The organism is Paenibacillus shunpengii (assembly GCF_042684905.1).
GTDB classification, from domain to species: Bacteria; Bacillota; Bacilli; order Paenibacillales; family Paenibacillaceae; genus Paenibacillus; species Paenibacillus shunpengii.
This window is the reverse complement of record NZ_JBHUMJ010000004.1, coordinates 106,390-127,861: the sequence shown is the minus strand read 5'-3', so window position 1 is coordinate 127,861 and position 21,472 is coordinate 106,390. Positions and strand designations below refer to the sequence as shown.

20 protein-coding genes are annotated in these 21,472 nt (G+C 47.2%); 3 read left to right on the top strand and 17 right to left on the bottom strand.

Annotated elements, in window-relative coordinates; translation table 11 throughout:
• Positions 1-94: 94 nt before the first annotated feature.
• The 6 genes from ACFSVM_RS16930 to gpr form a co-directional block, all read right to left on the bottom strand.
• On the bottom strand, positions 95-556 hold the full coding sequence (locus ACFSVM_RS16930; protein WP_090725354.1) for an N-acetyltransferase: 462 nt from the start codon (positions 554-556) through the stop codon (positions 95-97).
• 79 nt (positions 557-635) lie between these two features.
• Positions 636-1,817, bottom strand: coding sequence for a radical SAM family heme chaperone HemW (hemW, locus tag ACFSVM_RS16925; protein ID WP_256209763.1), 1,182 nt, complete (start codon positions 1,815-1,817; stop codon positions 636-638).
• Positions 1,818-1,973: 156 nt separating this feature from the next.
• Positions 1,974-3,791 carry a translation elongation factor 4 gene (lepA, locus tag ACFSVM_RS16920; RefSeq protein ID WP_076313302.1) on the bottom strand — a complete coding sequence of 606 codons (1,818 nt, stop codon included), beginning with the start codon at positions 3,789-3,791 and terminating at the stop codon, positions 1,974-1,976.
• Between the two features lie 78 nt (positions 3,792-3,869).
• Positions 3,870-4,244, bottom strand: coding sequence for a hypothetical protein (locus tag ACFSVM_RS16915; protein ID WP_076313303.1), 375 nt, complete (start codon positions 4,242-4,244; stop codon positions 3,870-3,872).
• Between the two features lie 67 nt (positions 4,245-4,311).
• Entirely contained in the window at positions 4,312-5,589 is a 1,278-nt protein-coding gene (locus ACFSVM_RS16910; protein ID WP_076313304.1) for a stage II sporulation protein P, read from the bottom strand.
• A gap of 202 nt (positions 5,590-5,791) precedes the next feature.
• A complete protein-coding gene (gene gpr, locus ACFSVM_RS16905; protein ID WP_076313305.1) occupies positions 5,792-6,784 on the bottom strand; it encodes a GPR endopeptidase in 993 nt (330 codons plus the stop codon).
• A 210-nt stretch (positions 6,785-6,994) separates the two neighbouring features.
• Here gpr and rpsT point away from each other — a divergent pair, with 210 nt between their 5' ends.
• A complete protein-coding gene (gene rpsT / locus ACFSVM_RS16900; RefSeq protein ID WP_047910794.1) occupies positions 6,995-7,267 on the top strand; it encodes a 30S ribosomal protein S20 in 273 nt (90 codons plus the stop codon).
• Between the two features lie 95 nt (positions 7,268-7,362).
• Here the strand turns inward: rpsT and ACFSVM_RS16895 are convergent, their stop codons facing one another.
• From ACFSVM_RS16895 to ACFSVM_RS16880, 4 genes are all read right to left on the bottom strand, one after another.
• Positions 7,363-7,779 carry a VOC family protein gene (locus tag ACFSVM_RS16895; protein WP_379263568.1) on the bottom strand — a complete coding sequence of 139 codons (417 nt, stop codon included), beginning with the start codon at positions 7,777-7,779 and terminating at the stop codon, positions 7,363-7,365.
• 93 nt (positions 7,780-7,872) lie between these two features.
• Complete coding sequence (holA, locus tag ACFSVM_RS16890; protein ID WP_379263566.1) at positions 7,873-8,895, bottom strand: DNA polymerase III subunit delta; 1,023 nt, start codon at positions 8,893-8,895, stop codon at positions 7,873-7,875.
• Between the two features lie 255 nt (positions 8,896-9,150).
• A complete protein-coding gene (locus ACFSVM_RS16885; protein WP_379263564.1) occupies positions 9,151-10,581 on the bottom strand; it encodes an anti-sigma factor in 1,431 nt (476 codons plus the stop codon).
• Positions 10,582-11,127 carry an RNA polymerase sigma factor gene (locus ACFSVM_RS16880; RefSeq protein WP_047910790.1) on the bottom strand — a complete coding sequence of 182 codons (546 nt, stop codon included), beginning with the start codon at positions 11,125-11,127 and terminating at the stop codon, positions 10,582-10,584. It lies immediately after the preceding gene.
• 587 nt (positions 11,128-11,714) lie between these two features.
• On the opposite strand from ACFSVM_RS16880, the gene ACFSVM_RS16875 reads away from it, so the two are divergent.
• Both ACFSVM_RS16875 and ACFSVM_RS16870 read left to right on the top strand, forming a co-directional pair.
• The gene (locus ACFSVM_RS16875; protein WP_090725351.1) at positions 11,715-11,987 is read left to right on the top strand and encodes a hypothetical protein; all 273 of its coding nucleotides are present in this window, start codon (positions 11,715-11,717) and stop codon (positions 11,985-11,987) included.
• Entirely contained in the window at positions 11,968-12,288 is a 321-nt protein-coding gene (locus ACFSVM_RS16870) for a hypothetical protein (RefSeq protein WP_379263561.1), read from the top strand. Before ACFSVM_RS16875 ends, ACFSVM_RS16870 begins: the two co-directional genes overlap by 20 nt.
• A 223-nt stretch (positions 12,289-12,511) precedes the next feature.
• Here the strand turns inward: ACFSVM_RS16870 and ACFSVM_RS16865 are convergent, their stop codons facing one another.
• The 7 genes from ACFSVM_RS16865 to ACFSVM_RS16835 form a co-directional block, all read right to left on the bottom strand.
• The gene (locus ACFSVM_RS16865) at positions 12,512-13,180 is read right to left on the bottom strand and encodes a DUF1796 family putative cysteine peptidase (RefSeq protein ID WP_379263559.1); all 669 of its coding nucleotides are present in this window, start codon (positions 13,178-13,180) and stop codon (positions 12,512-12,514) included.
• A 111-nt stretch (positions 13,181-13,291) separates the two neighbouring features.
• Positions 13,292-14,113: a carbohydrate ABC transporter permease gene (locus tag ACFSVM_RS16860; protein ID WP_379263557.1), complete on the bottom strand. Its 822-nt coding sequence runs from the start codon at positions 14,111-14,113 to the stop codon at positions 13,292-13,294.
• A gap of 10 nt (positions 14,114-14,123) precedes the next feature.
• Positions 14,124-15,095, bottom strand: coding sequence for a carbohydrate ABC transporter permease (locus ACFSVM_RS16855; RefSeq protein WP_090725346.1), 972 nt, complete (start codon positions 15,093-15,095; stop codon positions 14,124-14,126).
• Positions 15,096-15,175: 80 nt separating this feature from the next.
• Positions 15,176-16,510 carry an ABC transporter substrate-binding protein gene (locus ACFSVM_RS16850; protein WP_379263555.1) on the bottom strand — a complete coding sequence of 445 codons (1,335 nt, stop codon included), beginning with the start codon at positions 16,508-16,510 and terminating at the stop codon, positions 15,176-15,178.
• Between the two features lie 44 nt (positions 16,511-16,554).
• Positions 16,555-17,544, bottom strand: coding sequence for a metallophosphoesterase family protein (locus ACFSVM_RS16845; RefSeq protein ID WP_379263550.1), 990 nt, complete (start codon positions 17,542-17,544; stop codon positions 16,555-16,557).
• A gap of 138 nt (positions 17,545-17,682) precedes the next feature.
• Entirely contained in the window at positions 17,683-18,330 is a 648-nt protein-coding gene (locus tag ACFSVM_RS16840) for a GntR family transcriptional regulator (RefSeq protein ID WP_379263548.1), read from the bottom strand.
• A 143-nt stretch (positions 18,331-18,473) separates the two neighbouring features.
• Positions 18,474-21,464, bottom strand: coding sequence for a ComEC/Rec2 family competence protein (locus ACFSVM_RS16835; protein ID WP_379263546.1), 2,991 nt, complete (start codon positions 21,462-21,464; stop codon positions 18,474-18,476).
• Positions 21,465-21,472: the final 8 nt, after the last annotated feature.

The following is a 21,472-nucleotide window of genomic DNA, read 5'->3' as shown; positions in this document are numbered from 1 at the left end:
CCCTCCCTAAAAGATGTTATCGTCATTAGCACTCACAACTGACGAGTGCTAACCAGTAATACAAAAATACCAAACTGACCTGAGCATTGTCAAGTCAGTTCAGTATCTTAAGAACTGCAATTTCATCACATGCATGCTGCTTGCTGCAGTTCACGCAATCGGTCCATACTTTTTCCGGAAAAATCTCTTTATTTACAACGGAGAATCCATTCTTCACAAAGAAGGATACCTCGTAGGTTAACGCCATTACCTTCGGGATTTCCTGTTCTCTTGCCTCTTCCACCAGCTTGTCCAGAAGCAGCGACCCAATCCCCTGCCCTTTATGACCGTCGGATATGCCTAGAGACCGGATCTCGACCAGATCCTTACCCAGCTTGCACAAAGAACCGCATCCCACTACATTTCCGTCGACTTCTGCGACGACGAAGAGATCAATCTGCCTATACAGGATGTCTCTTGAACGAGGGAGCATTATCCCTCTCTCTGCATAACCCTTGATCATCTCGTACAATGTCTCGACATCCTCATGAGATGCCTTTCTGCAAACCGCAGCCATGACCGCCTCTCCTCCTTACGCCCTGACAAAAAGTAACATGTGTATAAATATACATCAGAGCGTATAAAAGTTCAAGCGGTTATTTGACGGTTAATGCCCCAATAAATTCAGCAAAAACTTCGTTCCCGTACAGGACTCCCTGACTGCTCAAACGATATCCGTCACCTGTGGCATCAAGGAGACCTGCATGCACCATTTTATGCAGTGGTCCAGCAAATATGTCTTCGACTTTCTCACCGAATTGTGCTTCAAAGCGGCTGCTCGATACCCCATCCAGCATACGCAGGCCCACCATCATGAAGTCTTCCATCGCCTCTTCTCTTGTGATCTGAGCGGTTTCGAGTCTTGGAAGACCTTGTTCTGCTTTTTCTATATAAGGGTTCACACCTTTGACATTCATGTGGCGTTCACGACCTACATATCCATGGGCTCCTGCACCAAGTCCGTAATAATCTTCATTTCTCCAATACGTCATATTGTGACGGCTTTGCATTCCAGGCTTCGCAAAATTGCTGATCTCATATTGGATATATCCAGCATCCTTCATTCTCTGCATCAGATGCTTATACATCTCCAGCTCATGGTCCTCATCCGGGAGAGGCAGCTGATTCTTCTGGAACAGCGTATGGAAGAGTGTGTTCTCCTCTACCTTAAGCCCATAGATCGAGTAGTGAGGAAGATCAAGCTCTAGTGCTCTACTCACGCTCTCTGAGAGCATATCGACCGTTTGGTTCGGCAATCCAAACATCAAATCAATAGATAGATTCGTCAAGCCCGCTTTGCGCGCATTTTCCAGACTGCGATATACATCATCTGTATTATGAATACGGCCAATGCCAGTCAGCAGCTCATTTTGAAAAGCCTGTACCCCGAAGCTGACCCGATTGACGCCACCCTCTTTCATTACGGACAGCTTCTCCAGATCCGTTGTTCCTGGATTCGCCTCCATGGAGAATTCAATATCGTCTGCCCAGTCCGGGAAATAAGTTCGAACCGATTTCAAAAAGTACTCCATCTCGTCTGGCTTCAATACGGTTGGTGTCCCTCCGCCAACAAATATGGTCTTAATCTCGCCTGGAGGTGTCTTCTTGACGGTATACTCCATCTCCCGCTCCAGCGCTTCTAAATATTTCATGACTGGCTGATCCTTCAGCACATAGGAATTAAAATCACAGTAGAAACATTTATTGGTGCAAAAAGGAATATGAATATACACCGCTTCGGGTGCGCTATTTATCAATTTCGGCATCTCTGCTGCCATGCGGGTATACCCCCTCTAATATAAGTTGATAGAATCAATTTCGTAAAATTGATTCAACCTGCAATAATATGCATGATCATTCATCGCTTACAAGAAGCCATTGTATCGTTAATGAAGAAAAAAGGAAAGCCGATACGGCTTCCCTTATTCTGTACATTAATTATCGTCAATCTTCAGTACCGCCATAAATGCTTCCTGCGGCACCTCTACGTTACCTACTTGCTTCATCCGTTTCTTACCTTCTTTTTGCTTCTCTAGCAGCTTCCGCTTACGTGAGATGTCACCGCCGTAACATTTGGAGAGTACGTTCTTACGCATCGCCTTAATTGTTTCGCGGGCAACCACCTTTGTTCCGACAGACGCTTGAATCGGCACCTCGAACATCTGTCTTGGAATCAGCTCACGCAGCTTCTCACAAATGATCCGTCCGCGCTGATACGCACGCTCGCGGTGTACGATGAAGGAGAGTGCATCGACCTGCTCCCCATTCAGCAGAATGTCCATCTTCACCAGATTCGACTGGCGATAACCGGAAATCTCGTAGTCATAAGAGGCATAGCCCTTCGTGCTGGACTTCAGCTGATCGAAGAAGTCATACACAATCTCAGCAAGAGGAATATCATAGGTGATCGTTACCCGGTTGGAGTCGATATATTCCATATTCAAATATTCTCCGCGCTTGCTCTGACACAGCTCCATTACCGTTCCAACATAATCATTCGGTACGATGATGTCAGCTTTGACGTAGGGCTCCTCTACGTTATCAATACGTCCAACCTCAGGGTAGTTCGACGGGTTGTCGATCTCCAGAACTTCTCCGTTCGTCAGATTAACCCGGTAAATAACGCTTGGGGCTGTAGTGATGAGCGGAATATTAAACTCACGTTCAATCCGTTCTTGAATAACATCCATGTGCAGGAGGCCGAGGAATCCACAGCGGAAGCCGAAGCCGAGCGCACTGGATGTCTCCGGCTCAAAGCTGAGTGAAGCATCGTTCAGCTGCAGCTTCTCAAGCGCCTCACGCAGGTCGTTATAATCGGATGTATCGATTGGATAGAGTCCGCAGTATACCATTGGGTTAATCTTACGATAACCCGGCAGCGGTTCCGAAGTCGGATTCTTCGCATCAGTGATCGTATCCCCGACCCGGGTGTCGCCTACATGCTTGATCCCGGCAACGACAAAGCCTACATCGCCGACGTTCAGCTCGTCCACAATCGTCATCCGCGGCATGAACGCACCGACCTCAATAACTTCGAACGATTTGTTAGTCGCCATCATCTTGATCTTCGAGCCGGCCTTGATCTTCCCGTCGACGACACGAATGTATACAATAACTCCCTTATAAGGGTCATAGTGCGAGTCAAAAATAAGTGCCTTCAGTGGATTGTTCGGATCGCCTGTAGGTGCAGGCACACCGGTCACAACCTGCTCCAAAATTTCTTTAATTCCGATGCCTGCTTTGGCGGAAGCAAGTACAGCTTCACTGGCATCCAGACCGATAACATCTTCAATCTCCTGCTTTACACGTTCAGGATCTGCGCTTGGAAGATCGATTTTGTTAATAACCGGCAGAATCTCAAGATCGTTATCGAGCGCAAGGTACACGTTCGCAAGCGTCTGAGCTTCGATGCCCTGAGCCGCATCCACCACCAGAAGCGCGCCTTCACAGGCTGCCAGACTGCGGGATACCTCATACGTAAAATCGACGTGCCCCGGCGTATCAATCAGGTTCAGAATATACTCTTCACCGTTATCAGCCTTGTACGTCAAACGTACGGCCTGGAGCTTGATTGTAATTCCGCGTTCACGCTCCAGCTCCATTTGGTCAAGCACCTGCTCCTGCATCTCGCGCGATGTTAGTGCACCCGTGTACTCCAGAATACGGTCTGCCAATGTAGACTTACCGTGGTCTATATGTGCAATGATACTGAAATTTCTAATTTTCTTTTGTCTTGCCTGAATGTCTGTCATGCCTTACCCCCACAAACAGCCTAATGTCAATCATCTCATTATAGCAGTTAGAGGTACAGCCTTCAATATTTGGATCATCTATTCCGTTACACCGTTAAAAAGGGAAACGACCCAGCGGATGCCGCTCTGGGATACCTGCTGGAGCAGACCGGCTGTTTTTTCGGCAAGAACATCGACAGCAGAAGCTTTAGCAGGCTCTGTGGTAAGTACATCACGCGGGGTGACAATCTGAGGCTGTGCTTCAGGCAAGGAAGCAGATACCGTCTGCTCCAATTCATTAGCCTCCATAGCCTGTTCCTGCTGATATTCCTGCTGTAATTGCTGCTGTGCACTAACACCCTGACCTTGCTGCCCCTCAAGTGAAAATCCAGTGCCCGCGATCTGCATTCCCATCAGCATTCCCAGAATGAGCAGAATTGCGAATATAATCAGCCTTTTCCCAAATGCGGCCATTATTCTTCCCCCAATATCAAATTTACTCCATTGGAGCCTATTTGCCTGAATCCATTTCACAGCTCATTTATCCTTTATTTGCTGATGAAGAATCGTCGGTGCTCGCCTTCTCCACATTCTGATCTTCCATGTACACTTCAGCGATGATATCCGCCAGAGCTTCTGAGGTGCGCTTCAGCTCCTCTTCCGTGTTATCGATTCCGCCGATTTCAACCAGGATGCTGTTATCCGATAAAGACTGGTTATACTCGCCGTTATTTCCTCCCCCGCCATCCTTGCCCCATACGCCTCTTGATACTCCGGGATACTTCTTCTCCATTTTCTTATGCAGCTGTGCAGCGTAAGCCTCATTTTTCTCCCAGTTAGGATTGTCGTGACCGATGATGAAATACACTTTGGCATAAGTGACTCCATTAATTTTCGCCGTCGTCTTGCTCTTACGCTGAGAGTCGCGATGAATGTCAATCAGATACGTCAGCTCATCATTCTCCGCCATTGCTGCCTTCACGGTCTCTCTTGAATATTTATAGGAATAGTTCCAGTTATAGTCCTCCTGAGTGGTTACGTAGTCCTCCTGTGCGTGAACCGTACCTACACCCTGCTTCTCTAGCTGTTTGCTGACAAAGGAACCTACCCTGAACACGTTGGCACTGGCTTTTCCCGACGAAGGATTCGTGCTGTCCGTGCCGAGCAGGGGATTATAAGCTTCATGTGGATGAGAATGATAGATGAGTACTGTTTTTTTGAGAGCTTCCTCCGGATCTTGCTCATCAATGACCTCGCCAGGCACCTCAGTCGGAGGATCTTCTTCTGCTGATGGTGGTTCTTCTGTATTGTTCTCTGTTGGTTCAGGATCAGTCTCTTCGTCCTTACCTTCAACGGAAGAAGCGACAAATCCGGGGTCTGGCTGATAATCCTGCGGAGCTTCTGCCATCTCATTGCCTGAGCCGCTTCTCAGCAGTACCGGCTTATTGCTTGCCATACCGGGAACCTGACTTGCAATCAGGCTCTTGGGATTCAGTGGATCTACGCCTGTCAGCAGTTCAAATACAAAGGATGTCACCTGTTCAGAGGTTAAGGTTGACTGCTGCTTGCCTTGGGCCAAATGCGGAACCTCCATACCCAGCACATCCATAAATATTCCGCTTGATATCGACCCGGCAAACCCCTGCATAGAGGAGACAGGTGAAGTATTCAGCCTTCTCTCTGCCATTCCTGACAAACCAAGCAGAACAAAAAATAGGGCAGACACCAATATAAGCAGCAATAGTGCACGCCCTGTCGCCAAAATACGAAGAACTCGTGCTCTCATTCTCGAAACGTTCCAGGTTTGAATCTTATTCATAATGGGATTATTCCACCTCCGCGAGCGATTCAGCTTGAGTCTTGTAATCTCTCATATTTCAAAACTATGAACTCTCACGAAAAAGTAGAACCAGGAAAATAGCAAAAAAAAGAAGACCGATAGATTCGGCCTTCTTGTTCAGGTGGAGCCTCTAGCTTGCAGTCAGCACTTTGCTAAGTGTCTAAGTGTGTATGGCGCTGTGTTAGTGTGTATAGGATGCTACATTCTCAAGCTTCACGGCGTCATGCAAGGCGGCATTCAGGCCGCTTGCGATAATATTTGCGATATCTTCGATAAATTCGTCAATTTCCTTTGGGGTCACAATTAAATCATGTCCAAGCGGATCAAGCACTTCTTTTACGAGACCGAGTCTTTCCTGCTCACTGATCTCATTCAGCACCCCGAGAATCTGACTGCCTGCATCCGTTTGCTTGTTAAAGTGGGCCTGCATGAGCTCAAAGGTTGTATTAACAATCGTTGAGGCGTAGCATACCGTCGGTACACCGATGGCAATACAAGGCACGCCCATAATTTCCTTCGTGATTCCTTTGCGCTTGTTCCCAATGCCCGAGCCCGGATGAATGCCGATGTCCGCCACCTGTATCGTTGTGTTTACTCTTTCAAGCGAACGGGAGGCGAGCGAATCGATGGCGATGATCAGGTCCGGCTTGGTCAGCTCTACAATTCCCTGGATCGTCTCACTGGATTCAATACCTGTAAGGCCTAGAACACCTGGTGCTATCGCGCTCACTTCGCGGTATCCAGGGGATACCTGATCTGGCATTAGCTCGAAGTATTGCCGTGTAACGAGCGTATTCTCTACAACAAGCGGTCCCAGAGAATCGGGGGTCACATTCCAGTTACCTAATCCGACGATAAATACCTTCGACTGCTTGTTAATCCCAATCTTCGCAATGAAATCTTCCATTTCTTTGGTAAATACAGCAGTGACCTGCTCTTGGAGAGTCGTGTCGCCATTCCGAAGCTTGGGCACTTCAAGAGTTACATAATGTCCCATAATCCGTCCCAAGCGCTGTGCTCCTTGTTCATTCAATACGTCAAGCCGAGTCACTTTGACGTCACCTAACTGCTCCACGTCCTCCTGGATGCCAGACATCTCTTGGACTCCGGCAAGCTCACGGGCTTCGATGGCAAGATCGGTGCGTACGCCATACTTTTGCAGATCTAGTGTCATGCTGTGTAGTTCCTCCCTCAGTAAGTAACAAGTTTATCGTAGTGTGCGCCGAACAAGACCTTTTTTATGCAAAATTGCCAGCCGATCCTCTATTTTCACAAGAACATCACATATGTTATTGTTGCTTTTTGAGGGTGCTCATGCTAGAATATTTTAAGTTGTGAAACGTTTTGTATTTCATAAGTATTGCCTTAACAGGAGGTGAATGTAATGCCAAACATCAAATCCGCTGTGAAACGCGTTAAAACTAACGATAAACGTCGTGCGCTGAACGCTTCCCAGAAGTCTGCACTGCGTACAGCTGTTAAAGCTGCTGACCAAGCGCTGACTACGAACGAAGTTGAAACAGCTAAAGCTGCGATTCAAGCTGCTTCCAAAAAATTGGACAAAGCTGTATCTAAAGGTCTTGTTCATAAAAATGCTGCAGCCCGTAAAAAATCCCGCTTGGCTAAAAAATTGAACGCTCTTACTGCTAACGCATAAGACTGCGTTTCTTATAATGACTAAGCAAAAATCCTGACCAGCCCAGCTGATCAGGATTTTTTAGTTTCTTTTCCATATATCAATGTCAATTCAAGTTAGGCCTCGCCGCTGAGCTGCCACGTAATTCCGTACTTGTCTCGAACCATGCCGTACAGGGGACTAAAGAAGGTAGACTGCAGTTCCATCAGCACTTTCCCTCCGTCAGCCAGTCCCTCATACATTCCCTTCAGCCGGTCCAGCTCCGAAGTCGTAATGGCAATGGTGACCTGATCACCTAAGGTATGGGGCTGTCCATACATGGAGTCAGAGAACAAGATTTTATTACCATCGATCTCCAGCGCCCCATGCAGCACCCGATTCTTCAAATGCTCCGGCATGGGTTCAGATGAATTCGGAAGCTCACCATACGTCTGAACACCCAGATTCTTCGCCTGTAGAACCTTCTCATAAAAAGAAATTGCTTCAGCACACTGTCCATCCAAATAAATATACGGTGATATTACCATTGACATTGTTCGTCCTCATTCCATAACAAGCGTATAGGCAAAAGACATCGGCACCTATCGAGCCTATTATATCCAAATTATGGAGATAAATCTATCAGATCAGGCACCTAGCTTCAGTAGAAACAATTCAAGTCCAAGCACTTTATCAATAGCTCCTGTCTTCATTTGATAATCGAGTTCTGCCAGATGCTTCAGAATGAGACGCAGCCGGTCCGCCTGGAACTTCTTCGATTGCTCTCCAGCGATCTTGACCGCATAGGGATGGAGCCCCAGCGTACTTGCAATTTGCTGCTGAGAATAGCTCTGGGAAGCCAGCTCTTTCACCTGCAGTATAATGCGGAATTGTCTGGCGATCAGCGCCATAATCTTGATCGGCTCTTCCTTCTGCTTCAATAATTCGTAGAAGATTTCAAGTGCGCTGCTCAGCCTTAATCGTGCGATTTCCTCCACCATAGCAAAGATGTTCTGTTCGGTATTTCTCGCTACCATTGCTTCCACGTCAGAGACCGCAACTGTTCCTCCCGAACCCGCATAGAGACACAGCTTGTCTACTTCAGCAGATAAGGTCTGCAGGCTCGTGCCTGCTCTCGATACAAGCGCATCGGCTGCTGCCTTCTCTATAACTACTTTCTGTGACTCCGCTTTTTTAACAATCCAGCCAATCAGTTCATCCCCTTGGAGTGCTCCAAAGGACAATACCGTCGCTTTACTTTTCATCGTTTTTACGATCTTCTTGCGTTCATCCAGCTTCTCGCCCTGGACCATAAATATAAGTACGCTGTATTCAGCGGGATTGTCCAAATAAGACGTCAGTGACTCCATACGATGCTCAATCTTGGAGTTATCTTTGCCTGCTGTAAACAGCTGTTGATCCCGAATAAAGATCAACTTCCGGGGCACCAAAAAAGGAACCGTCTCCGCTTCCTCAATCACTTGTTCAATAGGTGTATCGGCTGTATCATACGTTGCTATTGCAAAGTCACGATGAGCTTCTTCTATGAGCTGCTCCTTCATTAAATCTGCAAACTGCTTCATTTGGTATTTCTCTGTTCCATACAGCAGATAGACACTGGCCGGACTGCCGCCTCGAATTGCTTTTGCTACTGCCTTTACATCACTCACTCACGAACACACCTCCATCCCTACTATCCTAACAGAAAAAAAGCAAGACAACAAAGGGACCTTTCCGTCTGTCCTAAACAGGCGGCAGGTCCCTATTGTTCAAGCATCTATATAAACACCGGATATCCGAAGACTGGCTCTAGAAACCATTCGGCCGGCGGTCATACGACGCCTTCCCTAACTTAATCGACTCATCATAAACGATGAATCATCATATACATATTCAGGTGCTGCTTAAATGGTGTGGGCCAAGTCTTATTTCTTGGGTTCAGCGTTCTCCGTATTTTTACTGGAGCTTGGTGTGCTGCTATTTTGCGTTGATGATGGAGCTGTCGTGCTGCTGTCCGACTTCACCGGTACAGCATAGCTGTGCTGTGTCGTTTTTCCTTCAAACTCTAGTTCATAACTGTACGTCATACTATCTTCAGACCAGTTTCCTTTAACCCAGGTTCCCTTTAACTCAATGGCTTGCAACAGCTTCTTCTCTTCCTTATTATCTCCATTCAGCTGATATACGTTTAACTTCGTATCTGTGACTTCAACGAGATACTTACCGTCAGGCGAGAGCCAATTAGGAGATATCGTCATAACCAGGCCTGGAAGGTCCAAGCTTCTAAAGCCCTGGCTCTGAATCTCGGATTCATCTCTACTGCTTGGAGGTTCGCTTACTCCAGATGCACTGCTCATTTCTGATGAGGAATTCGACTGGATACTGAAAGTTCCAGTATCCGTGGAGTTCTGCTCTCCAGCTGAGTTTTGCCCACTTGTATCGCTTTGCCCTTTAGCATCATTGTCTCCACCCTGTGTATTGCCCGTTTGGCCGCTTGTGCTAGGCTCTGCCGATGGAGCGCTGCTTGAGCTTGGGGCCGGTTTGTGATCCGTAGTCGACTTTGACGGCGATTCGGATTGACTTCCCCCACTACCATTGCCAGACCCTTTATCTGAGCCAGGGGTAGGAGAAGATGGATCTTCCGCTTTGCTTGGAGCAGCTTCCCTGTCAGTATTAGGAGCAGCGGTTTCTGTGTCTTGAGCATGGTTGTCTCCTGAATTGGATGGTGACGGCACTTCTTCTGCCCGAGCTGTATCCTCCTGATCAGATTGAACCTCTCCCGTCTCCGTTCCTGCTGCCTCCGTCTCCGTACCGGATTCCTTCAGCTTCAGGCTGGCATCTGCCTCTTCCGATTTAGGAGCGACGCCCCCGCTGCCGCTAGTAGAATCGGATTGCTGTTCCGTTTCACTCATCAGGTGGGAGTCCACTTCGGCCTGATTCAATTGCTGCGGTTCATAGTTATATACAGCAACACCGAGAATAACCGCTGCTGCTGCAGTACCCATGATCATACGGCCTACATAGGATTTCATCCATCCTTTTGAAGCCTTGGTTGAAGGACGACCGGGTAATACGGTCAGCTCAGGCTCCTTCTTCATTTCTTGAAGAGCACTTCCCTGTTCCTTCTTTGCACGATCTATTGCATCAAGCTGCGGCATAATTCGATCTACCAAGCTGAATGGCGGGGCTACGTCAGGTATTGCTTCTAAATCCCGCGACAACGCTTTTAATATTTGAAATTTCTCCGAACAGCTCGGACAAGTCTTCATATGCGCAAAAAGCTGCTCTTTTTCCTGATCGTTCAGATCATTATCGATATATCGGTGCATACTTTCCACCACCTCTTGGCATTTCATCTAAGTTACACCACCTTTCTGGTACTCCTGTAATAGATTCTGCAGCTGCTGTCTCGCTCTAAACAAATAAGATTTGACCGTATTTAACGGCAAGTCAAGACAATCTGCAATCTCGTTATAAGAGAGGTCCTGCAAATACCTTAATACGATCACGGCCCTGTGATGCTCGGATAACTGATTAATTGCGGACTGGACATCCTTCGTTACATACGTCAGCATTACTTCATGCTCGACATCCTGCCTGTCTTCGAATATCATTTCATGCTCATCAATGGAAACGGTCGGTTTGGTTCTTCTAAATTTATCTATACAAATATTCGTAACTATACGCTGCACCCAGGTTTTGAACTGTGCTTTTTCTTCGTACGAATCAATCTTGGTATAAATGCGAATGAGCGCTTCTTGGGCAGCGTCTAGTGCATCCTGCTCATTATTTAAAATGTAGTATGCCGTTTTGTAGACGTGCTGTTCGATTTCTCGCAATAGGGTAATTAGAGCGTCGCGATCGCCTGATTGAGCGGCTCTGATGAGTCCCTGCTCTACCACAAAGGATCCCCCTCTCCTTGTATCTTTACAGACGCAAGTTATGCTCCATTTGTTGCATACATGCGTGATTAATGCTCATTTAACTGGCTGATACGGAATTTATGTATATAGAGAAAGCTGCATAAACCCCAAATCAAGGTCTGATGAGAGCGAGTTAGGCTAATCCTTATATAGAAAATAATAGGATTTTAAAGTAAAAGCTTCCTCTACAATATCAAAATTCTGGAACATCGTCATCCAAATTTAACTAGTTCACTCATTTAGACTGTTTGCTGAAGCCGTTGGTTCCAAGGTTTGGGGTGCTGCTGGGTATATTTACACTTTACGAAGGAAAATAAGAACCTTTATTCCCTAGCATTTATGAGCACCTCCCTCATAAGGGAGAGTCTAAAGACATACAGGAAGTGCTCTCTCCTTATCAGTTCCCCCTTGTCTCTGTTCATCAGGAAAAATATGTTTATGCAGGTCAGAACGGGATACATATAATATATCTATTGCTTGAATTAAATGGATTGGTGAAAGAAACCTATTTAAAATAAGCGCGTCAAACTAAAATGTATAAAAGGAAATTGCGGAGGATATTCAGCATGAAGATTATTTACTCATTACTTGGAAGTATTGTTACTGCTCTGGCACTCTATTTATGTGTATATCAATTAATGGACGTATTCTATTACAGCTCGTTGCCTGATAGAGGTCCTGGCAGCTTCCCGGGTCTATCGGCAGCACTTACCGGTATTTACTTATTCCCGGTAGTTACGCTTGTTGTCTTTATTTTGTTTGTGATCATTTATAACAAGATAAATATACGTGGAATAGGTTTGGCGGTGCAGCCGGCTTATGGCTCTACTCGCTGCTGATGACACTTGCTCCATCGCAAGATTCAATTACCTGCCTATTATTGCAATCAAAGCGGGGTATCTTTTGATCCAAACGACCTTGTCGGATCGTGTTCTGAACTGGACACTCTTGGGCGCCGCTTGCGGCTGGCTTGTGACCTACCTGATCATCATTGGGGGACGCGCAGTCCAGAACACACTCACCTCGTATTTTAACTTCAGTCCATCACAACAAATCGTAGTGCTCGCTGGTATTTTAGTACTGAGTATTGTGGGATGGCTGATCGGGATGAAAAAAAGCAGAGCTCAAACTCGATACTAATTCTAAAGCTGGTCTCACAAGAGACCAGCCTTTTTTCTAAAATCATGTTGTCTTCTTAAAATTGTATATAACCTATGCTAATGGGGCTTCTTCCCATAGAAAAAACGAACAGAAAACAAACGTTATCTATTCGTCGTGAACAACATGAAGCTATTCAATTATACCAAAATCAAAAGTACAGATCGGCAAAGTCATGAAATCCGGCAGCCTGTTACGTTCTCCCTCAGCCTTCACTGATTGTAATTCCTGCAAGAAGTTCGTCCCAAGTCTCCAAAGCATTCATGTCGGGAGGAACATTCAGGGAACAGACCCGATCCAAATTCCAACCGGCATCAGCCATGCCACACTGTCCCTCGACCGGATTCAAGATTAATATACGATACTCACTTAAGGTCAGCTGGGACAATATTGCACGTAAATGAAAAGTCTCCTCATAACTCGCGGACCAGCGAATAAACAAAGTGGAGGAGCTGCCCGCCAGTTTATCATAGAAACGCTGAATTCGCCTTTGCAGCTTCTCTTTATATTCCGGATAGAGCACCGACCAATGTTGACCAGGAACAAGGGGGAAATCATGAACTGAAATGATATTATACAAAGTATCCTTGATCATATAGGACTCCACAAGCCCTCCCCGATCATGAAATACCGGATTTCCGTCCTCCAGCATAATATGGGTATCTTCCAGCACTTGCATATTGTTCAACTCCATAAAGCCTTGAAAACGATGCTGCAGCAGTCTGTTCACATCGGACAGCTTCGAGGATATCATCCAGTCGAGCGGCAAGGATGTTCTCCTTAGATTGTACCGTCTCAACTGAATCGCAGGCGCACAGGAAATACCAAAACTTACGATAAGATCATAATTCTTTTTCAGATCCTGTACGTTCAACTTCTGCTCACCCTTTTTTCTTGTGAAAGTCACTCTCCTCTTTCTATATTATATAAACAGCAGACAAAATGCTTGGACTTTGCACGCCCTTCGCATATCGTACTAACTCCTCTATCTCAATCCGCCTTTTACAAACGAATCAATAATCTGTCTTTGCAGCACCAGATATATGATAAGCACCGGCAGACTCGCAATCGTCGTTGCCGCCATCAGCGGCCCCCACAGGTTTGCATCAGAAGACATGAACATCTGCAGCCCCTTCTGCATCGTTGAGTTCTCCATTTTGTTTGTCACCAGCAGCGGCCAGAAATAATCATTCCATGCGGTAATAAACAGCAGGATGCTGATCGAAGCAATAGAGGCTTTTAAATTCGGGAATATCGTTCTCCATAGCACGGACCAATCCGATGCTCCGTCGAGACGAGCAGCTTCTATGAGCGTTTTGGGAAATGCTTTGAAGGCATTGTAGAGCTGCATCACCGCAAAAGCCGAAGCGACATTCGGTACAATCAGTCCCATCAATGTATCTCTCCAGCCCATCTCACTGATGACCACATAGTTTGGAATCATAATGACTTGAAACGGAACAAGCCAGGTCAGTGCAATCAATCCGTAAATGAGATTGCTCCCACGAAAACTCCATCGGGTAAACGCATAAGCAGCAAGAATGCTGGTAAACACCTGAGCCACCGTTTGCGCGATCGCGACCAGCAGGGAATTACTGATCATCCGCATCATTGGAATCGAACTCCAAGCCTGTACATAATTGTCCAGTGTCCAATGGGTCGGCCATAGCGCGGCTGAGAATACCTCTCCTTCGGGCTTGAGTGATGTATTGATCATCCAGTACAAAGGAAATACGGATAAGAAACAGAGCGCAATGAGAAGCGTATGCTTCAAAAAAGCGGTAAAGGTCCATTTTTTCAGACTCATGATTTCCCTCCTAGTCGTCAAAGAACGTCAGCTTCTTGCTCAGCTTCATGAATCCGAGCGCAATCAGCCCGAAACCGATGAAGAGCACGACAGCGGCTGCAGAGCTCCAGCCTACCGCAAATGTCTGGAAGCCGTATTGCCACAGTAAATAATAGATATTCGTCGTAGAATCCAGCGGTCCGCCTTGGGTGAGCACATTGACATAAGAGAAGCTCCACTCGGAGGCAAACAAGATGCTGAGCATGCCCATGAACAGAATGGAGGGTGATAGAAGCGGCAGCGTAATATGACGAATCATCTGCCAGCGGCTGGCACGATCTATTCTGGCAGCTTCATAATATTCCTTGTTAATGCCGGTTAAGGCAGCAGAGAAGATAAGCGTGCTGAACCCGATAAGCTTCCAGCCAGTAATAAAAATGATAGAATAGATAGCCCACCGCTCATCGGTAAAGAAATGAATAGGTTCTTCGAGTCCAAAATATTGCAGCGTGCGGTTCAGGATGCCATTGGTTGGATGCATAATCCAGCGCCAAATGGAGGAGACGGCAACAGGAGCCATGATCATCGGCAGAAAGATGAGAGCTCGGTATACGTTACGCGAGCGCTTGCTGATATTTTCGGTAAAAATTGCGATGAACAAAGGTACAATCAAAGAAAACGGTACAACACCAATGGTATAGATGAGCGTGTTGGTCAGCGCCGCTCCCATTTCCGGCAGTGTAAACAGATTTTTAAAATTGTCCCAGCCCACATACACCTTTGGTGAGGTAGGGAGCAGATTCCACTGATAGAAGCTGAGCTGGAAGGTCTCGATGAGCGGCCTATATATCCAAAAGCCCAGGGACAGCAGGACCGGCAGCAGATACAGATAAGGCTTAATTCCTCTTAAGCGGACGGCGAGCTTCTTGCGCTGCTTGTCCCGTGGTTGGGGCACTGTGTGTATACCCGGCAGTTCGGATGAAGTCGTCGTATCATAGTTCACAATACTGGTTCTCCTTTCGAGTGACCCTGATTTTATTGAAGACAGAAGGAGCGAACTCCTTCTGTCTTCTACATCAGAATTTATGGCATAAGCGATTGTGCCCGCGTCTGCGCTTCTTTCATTATGGTGGTGACGTCATCACTGGATTGAATAGATTTCTGCACAGCCTCCAGCAGGATCGTCTCGATCTGATACCAATTCGCTCCTGGATAAGACACCCATGGTGCAAGGCGGTCCAGCTGCTCCAAATTAGGCTTGATCAGCGGATTCTCTTCCACCCAGCCTTTTAAGTACTCCTCATCCTCAACAATGGACGGACGAAGAGGCAGATAGCCGATCTCGGAAGTAATAATGGTATAGCCGCGCTCACTAGTCACAAACTTGAGGAATTTCCAGGCAGCCTGCTGCTTCGCTTCATCGTCAGACAAAATAAATAATGCACTTCCCGAATTGACTGGTGTCGTCGGTTTGTTATCAAAGGAAGGCATAGCTGCCGCCTTGAGCTCCCAGCCTCCAGCTTCCGCCGCCGAGAGAAATGCACTCTGCAGCGCACTCGTGAACAGTAACATACCGACCTGTCCCTGGCTGAACGCCTCCATGACCTCACCGTCGTTCAGCTTGCTGCCGGCGCCGCTCGTAGTTATGTCCTGCCACATTTCAACGGCGCCAATCGCTTCCGGACTATTAAAGTGCAGGGTGGTACGGTCATCGGAGAGCACTTTTCCACCGTTGCTTCCAATCAAGGCCTGCACGATCCAGTCGTTGCCGATCGATCCGCCGATATGGACACCGGATGCGTCTGTAGCTTCGGCAATTTTGGCTGCATATTCCTTCACTTCCGCCCATGTAGCCGGCGGCTGCTCCGGATCAAGCCCTGCCTCTTCAAACAATTTGGCATTATAGAATAAAACAGGAGTACTAAATGTAAAAGGAAGACCGTAGGTCTTGCCGTCCAGCTGTCCGAGCTTCAGACCATTGGGCGAGAATCCTTCGAATGTCTCCGCAAGCTCGTCCGCTGGAACAATGTCCTCAAGCGGCTTTACTCCGAAATTATTTGCAAAATAATCAAGACCGTCAAAAGTAAGCTGGGCTATGTCCGGGGAAGAACCGGCTGCAATATCGGCCTGGACCTTGGCATTAATGTCTGGCGAAGGTACAGGAATGCCTTCTACATCAATATCCGGATTGGCTGCTTCAAATTCGTCGATCAGCTTCTGGGTTCCATCCTTTTGTGATGCGGTTGCCAAGTTGTAGCTGTAAAATGTAATCTTCGTTTTTTCCCCTGCACCCTGTGCGCTGTCCGCTCCAGTTGCAGCTCCCGCCAAATCTCCGCTCGAAGCTGAATTTCCGCACGCAGCCGTTGCCAGAATCGTTAACGACAACAGTCCCGCTGTCCACATTTTTTTCTGCAGCATGGAACTTTCTCCACTCCCTCTAAGGTTTATAGATGAACTCGTGATTAATCCTGATGATGCAGCTGAGGCGGGTACGCCATGACATCGCTAACACCATCCAAATGGATGACTCTATATGAAACGCGGTCCTCGTTCACTGTAACCCACAGTATAAGATTGTCGTCAGCCCGTCCGATTCCATGGGCACCTGCTCCGGTGCGTCCCAGCTGAATATACGTGCGGTTCGCATCAGCGGTATACTCCAGTGTGTGAAAATGTCCGGCAAACACCGTGTGTTCCCGGTCTTGCAGTATCGCTTCAAGACGTGCAAATTCTGCGCTGTCTGCTTTCCAGCCTGGCTTATGCATGCTGACGAAGGTATGCTTCACGTCCTTGTTGTCCTCTAGTACCTTTTCGAAAAAGGCGAGCTGCTCAGCACTAATGCCAATGCCTACCTTACCCATGCTCTGCAGCTGCTCAGGCGTAAGTCCTTTTGTGATCTCCTCGTAAAATTCCTTCATATATTCCATCGTATGCTCAGGATCCGCATGCACTTTTTCCGTTGAACGCTTGATAAGCTCAATCATTTCGTCCGGCATTTCTTCAAACGGATCTTCAGTATTCAAGGTAAGAAACAGCTGGTCCCCTGCACGGAAAGCATAGTATTCATGCCCCTTGCGTTCACGCCATACATCAACCATAGCCTGTGTGCCGAAATCATGATTTCCGATCGTTTGGAAGAAGGGTAAGCCGGTTGCCTCAATCTGGGCATCTATGTATTCCCATTCCTCGCGCGCCTTGTCGGCATCCTTCCAGTAGCCCTCGACCAGGTCACCCACAAACAAGACAAACTCCGGATTTAGATCTTTGAGAAGCTCAAGTCCTTGCTCGAATACACCCGGGGTCATCATCCCGCAGCGGTCGCCCATCACTGCAAAAGAATACTGGGCTGGCAGAGCTTCCGGCAGCTGTCCAAACCAAGGGCGCTTGCTTGTCTCTATTCGGCTCTCATCCACAAACACTTCATTACGCTTGCTGTTCACTTGAGTAATCATTGTTGATTCTCTCCTCTCATATTTCGACTCAACATAAGTATGCAGGTTGTATGTAAGTTGTGTGTTAACGTAATGCACCACTATTGTTAAAAAATAGCGATAAAAAAAACGAGCCTGCTATGGGCTCGCTGTGGACAACTATATAATTCCATTCATTATTAACGTTTCGTACGTGGCTGTATAGATCCCCATAATTTCGGATCTTGCTGCATCTAAGTCTCCTTTTACAAGGGCTTCATAAGCCTTTTGATTCGATTCCAAAGATTTGTAGGGCTGATGATGAGGAAACTGCTTGCGATATGAAATCATTCGGTATAAAAATTTCCCTTTGGTTTGTTCCAGAACACCCAGCATATGCTGATTGCGGATCGTATAGATCATCGTTTCCACAAAATCCAGGTAGCTCACATAATAGCCCGGGATATCGCCCGAATCCTTAGCCTGCTGCTGCCGTTCTAAATGCCTTTGCAGCTCCTGAAGATCGAATTTCAAATTACGTCTTTCCACCGCATTGATGACATACAGCTGCAGAGAGATCAGGACTTCGAGTATTTCCGTATATTCGCGGAAGCTGATTTCCTTAACCAACACGCCGCGTCCGCGGAATGATTCGACAAATCCTTCTGTGACCAATAATGAAATCGCAGCTCTAATAGGCGTTCGGCTCATGCTCAGCTGTTCCGCAAGGTCGTTCTCGGAGAGCAGGGTTCCTGGCATGTACTCTGCAAATATGATTCGGCGGCGTAATTCCTGATATGCTCTTGTTTCTAGTGTAGGGGAAGACATTTCCTCACAATTCCTTTGCTTTTTTTATTTTATGTTAGCAAAATAGACCATTTTTGAAAAGAGCAGACGGTTTGCCTAATATTAAATTACAGCTTTTTGATTATATTCAGACGGATTACTTCACACGTGACACGATCTCGGGCTCAATCTTCCCCAAGCTTACTCCGTATTTCCATCACTCCATCTCTTACCCGGATCTGAACCTCTCCCATCGTATCCGTGCGGTAAATTTCCGAGCCGTATTGATCCAGTCTGTCTGTGACCGTAGGATGTGGATGCCCATACGTATTGTTGACTCCGGCAGAAATGACAGATAGCTGCGGCTGCCAATAGGCAAGCCATTCCTCAGTTGTGGAGGTCTTGCTCCCATGATGTGCTACTTTCAGCACGTCCACCGGACTCACAAGCTGCGGCGGCGGCGGTTGCTGCTTCGTTTGTGCCTTTGCCTCCATATCACCTTCTGACGAAGCAATAGAATGTTCTCCGGCTTCCCTGTTGTGAGCCGTATCCTCATGACTGCCAGGTTCACTCTGTCTTCGCAGCCGATCCAATATGTCCAGCTCTGCCGCTGCATCAATATCTCCCGTAAATAGGAAGGAGCGCTCCTCCATATCGAGCTTGAATACAACCGAATCATGATTCTGTTCCTCTGATACAGGCAAAGGCTTCTTGTGATCTGTCTCAGAATGTATCTCCTCAGGGGGAGCTTCTGGAGCCATAAAGGTAAGCCTCGTATCCTTGTCCGGCTCGTATACCATTCCATCATATGCTACATATAGACGAACTCCTTGATCTAGTGCTGTCTGCAGCAGCTCATGAAAGGCGTCTTTATCTGTCATCCGTCCATTGAACATAAATGTCGAAACGGGAATATCCTCTAGCACAGCCTGCAGTCCCCCTGCATGATCATGGTCGCCATGGCTTAGGATCACCGCATCGAGCTGCTGAATCCCTCTTTTTTTCAGCAGCGGTACAAGCAGTGACTCCCCCACCTCATAGGGATCTCGGCGCTGCTTCCAGTCCTCCTGCTCTCCAAACTGGATTGTTCCTCCACCATCCACCAATATATGCTTGCCCGCCGGCGTTGAGATGAGAATACTGTCTCCCTGCCCAACGTCAAGAACAGCTACAATCCCCTCGGAGGCTCGGTAAGGTCCTTGGTAAGAAATGAACAGCCCAGCACTCAATATTACACACAGACCTGCCAACAGCACCTTGTGAAAAAAATGAAAGGGAGCACGAGCATAATACCCTGCCCCTTGTGGTCCAAACACGCTCTCCAGCTCGGGCCAAGCGGATGAAATTTGCAGCGCATCAATCGCTCCTTGAAGCCGGGTTTCGCCGCGAAGGAAGAATGCACCTGGTTTTCTTGGCATGATGCCAACAGCCTGCTGCCCTCTTGAATGAATCATGTGATCTGCCGTTAGCGGAATTGTATCCTCATCACGTGGCGTTAACGGCTGTCTGCTGGTTCTCCATTTTTTAAGTAATAAGAAAATAATATATAGTACCAAGTAATAAGCTGCTACCGCCATAAAATGAGGGGTCGCCCATATGAGAACAAATCGCTCAAAGGTGTTCAGCCATGCGACAAAATCGAAGGTCAGACTATTCAGCCATTCCGTAATCCATACAATCGGCTTCGTCGCGGGCTCCCACAAGTAGACGAGAGCCAGAGCAAGAGTGCCTAACGGCAGTACAAGGAAGCTGATAAACCCTACGAGCAGAAAATTAGCTCCAAACGATAATAACGAAAACTGATTAAAATAATAGACTGTCATTGGAAAAGACAGCAGCTGTGCAGCGATGGTTACAACCGCCGTGCCGGACAAGATCTTCGGCCACTTGGCAAAATGCGGAGTAAGCAGTGGAACGAAGATCATGAGACCGGCTGTTACCAGAAACGACAGCTGAAAGCTCACATTCACCAGCATGTAAGGCTCCACCAGCAGCATAATAAGAGCGGTCAGACAGAGAATGTTCAGACCATCCTTCATGAGACCTCTTCTTGCCATATACAATCCAATCATCGACATGATTCCGGCCCGGACGACAGAAGGTGAAGAACCGGATATAAGCACATAGACAGGCACTAAAAATAAGGTGATCGTCAGTGCTGTCTCCTTACTAAGTCTGCATTTGGACAGTACAAACAGCAGTGCAGAGACGTAAATGGCGACATGCATTCCTGAGATGGCGAGAATGTGTGTAAGTCCAAGCTGCGAGAATTCACCGTAGGTATCCGGGTCTATTTCATCCCCAATCCCGATAACAAGCCCTTTCATATAACCGGCATGCGGCTCCTCGAACATCGCCTCCATTCTGCCTCCGAGTTCTTCTCGCGCTGCATCGCTCCATCGTAATATGACATGTCGATCATAGAGGGTATCCAGCAGGTCATGCTCTATACTGTCTATTCCTTTGGCTTTCACAAGCCAGTGAATTTGATGAGTATGCAGATACGTTCTGTAATCAAAGCTGCCATAATTACGGGCCTCTCCTGGAGCTTCCAGCGTGCCGGTCATTGTGAGTGTATCTCCTCGCTGCCATGCGTCTGCGATGGTTTGCTCCTGCTCTTCAAGCAGCCTGATCTGCACCTGAATTTTCTCATTTAGCATAGGAGCAGCTTCTGTGGGCACATCATTTTCTTGGCTAACTGATCCTTTATTCGTTCCTCCATATGCTCCTTCCCCATCCGTTATTACTTCTGCTTCCTCATCTGTGCCCGTCTCGGCAGAGCTTTGCAAATTCGGATCTAGAGCTCCAATCTCTCTTGCCTTATGCGCAAGCAGCACAAACTGCACTCTGTCTCCATCTACCTCGACTTTGGATGCAATTGTACCTCGAAGCTCAACCGTCATTCCAGGTACCTCACCCTCAGGCTGTTCCATGTAGGCGGGAAGCTCAGTTACGTTCTTCAGATCATTCCATTCATAATAAGTACAGGACAGCACGATGCTCGTCATTAAAACTGTAAGCAGCATTCCTCTAATTTCTGTGAAGTAGAACAATATACCGAGAAACAGGATAACACCAAGTACAATGGCATATAGTCTTAGCCCATCATATAGATGAGCTGCACTGCTTCCTACAATCCAGCAAGCACAAAATAAGGCCAGCGGTCTCCCCTTCAATGGACCCT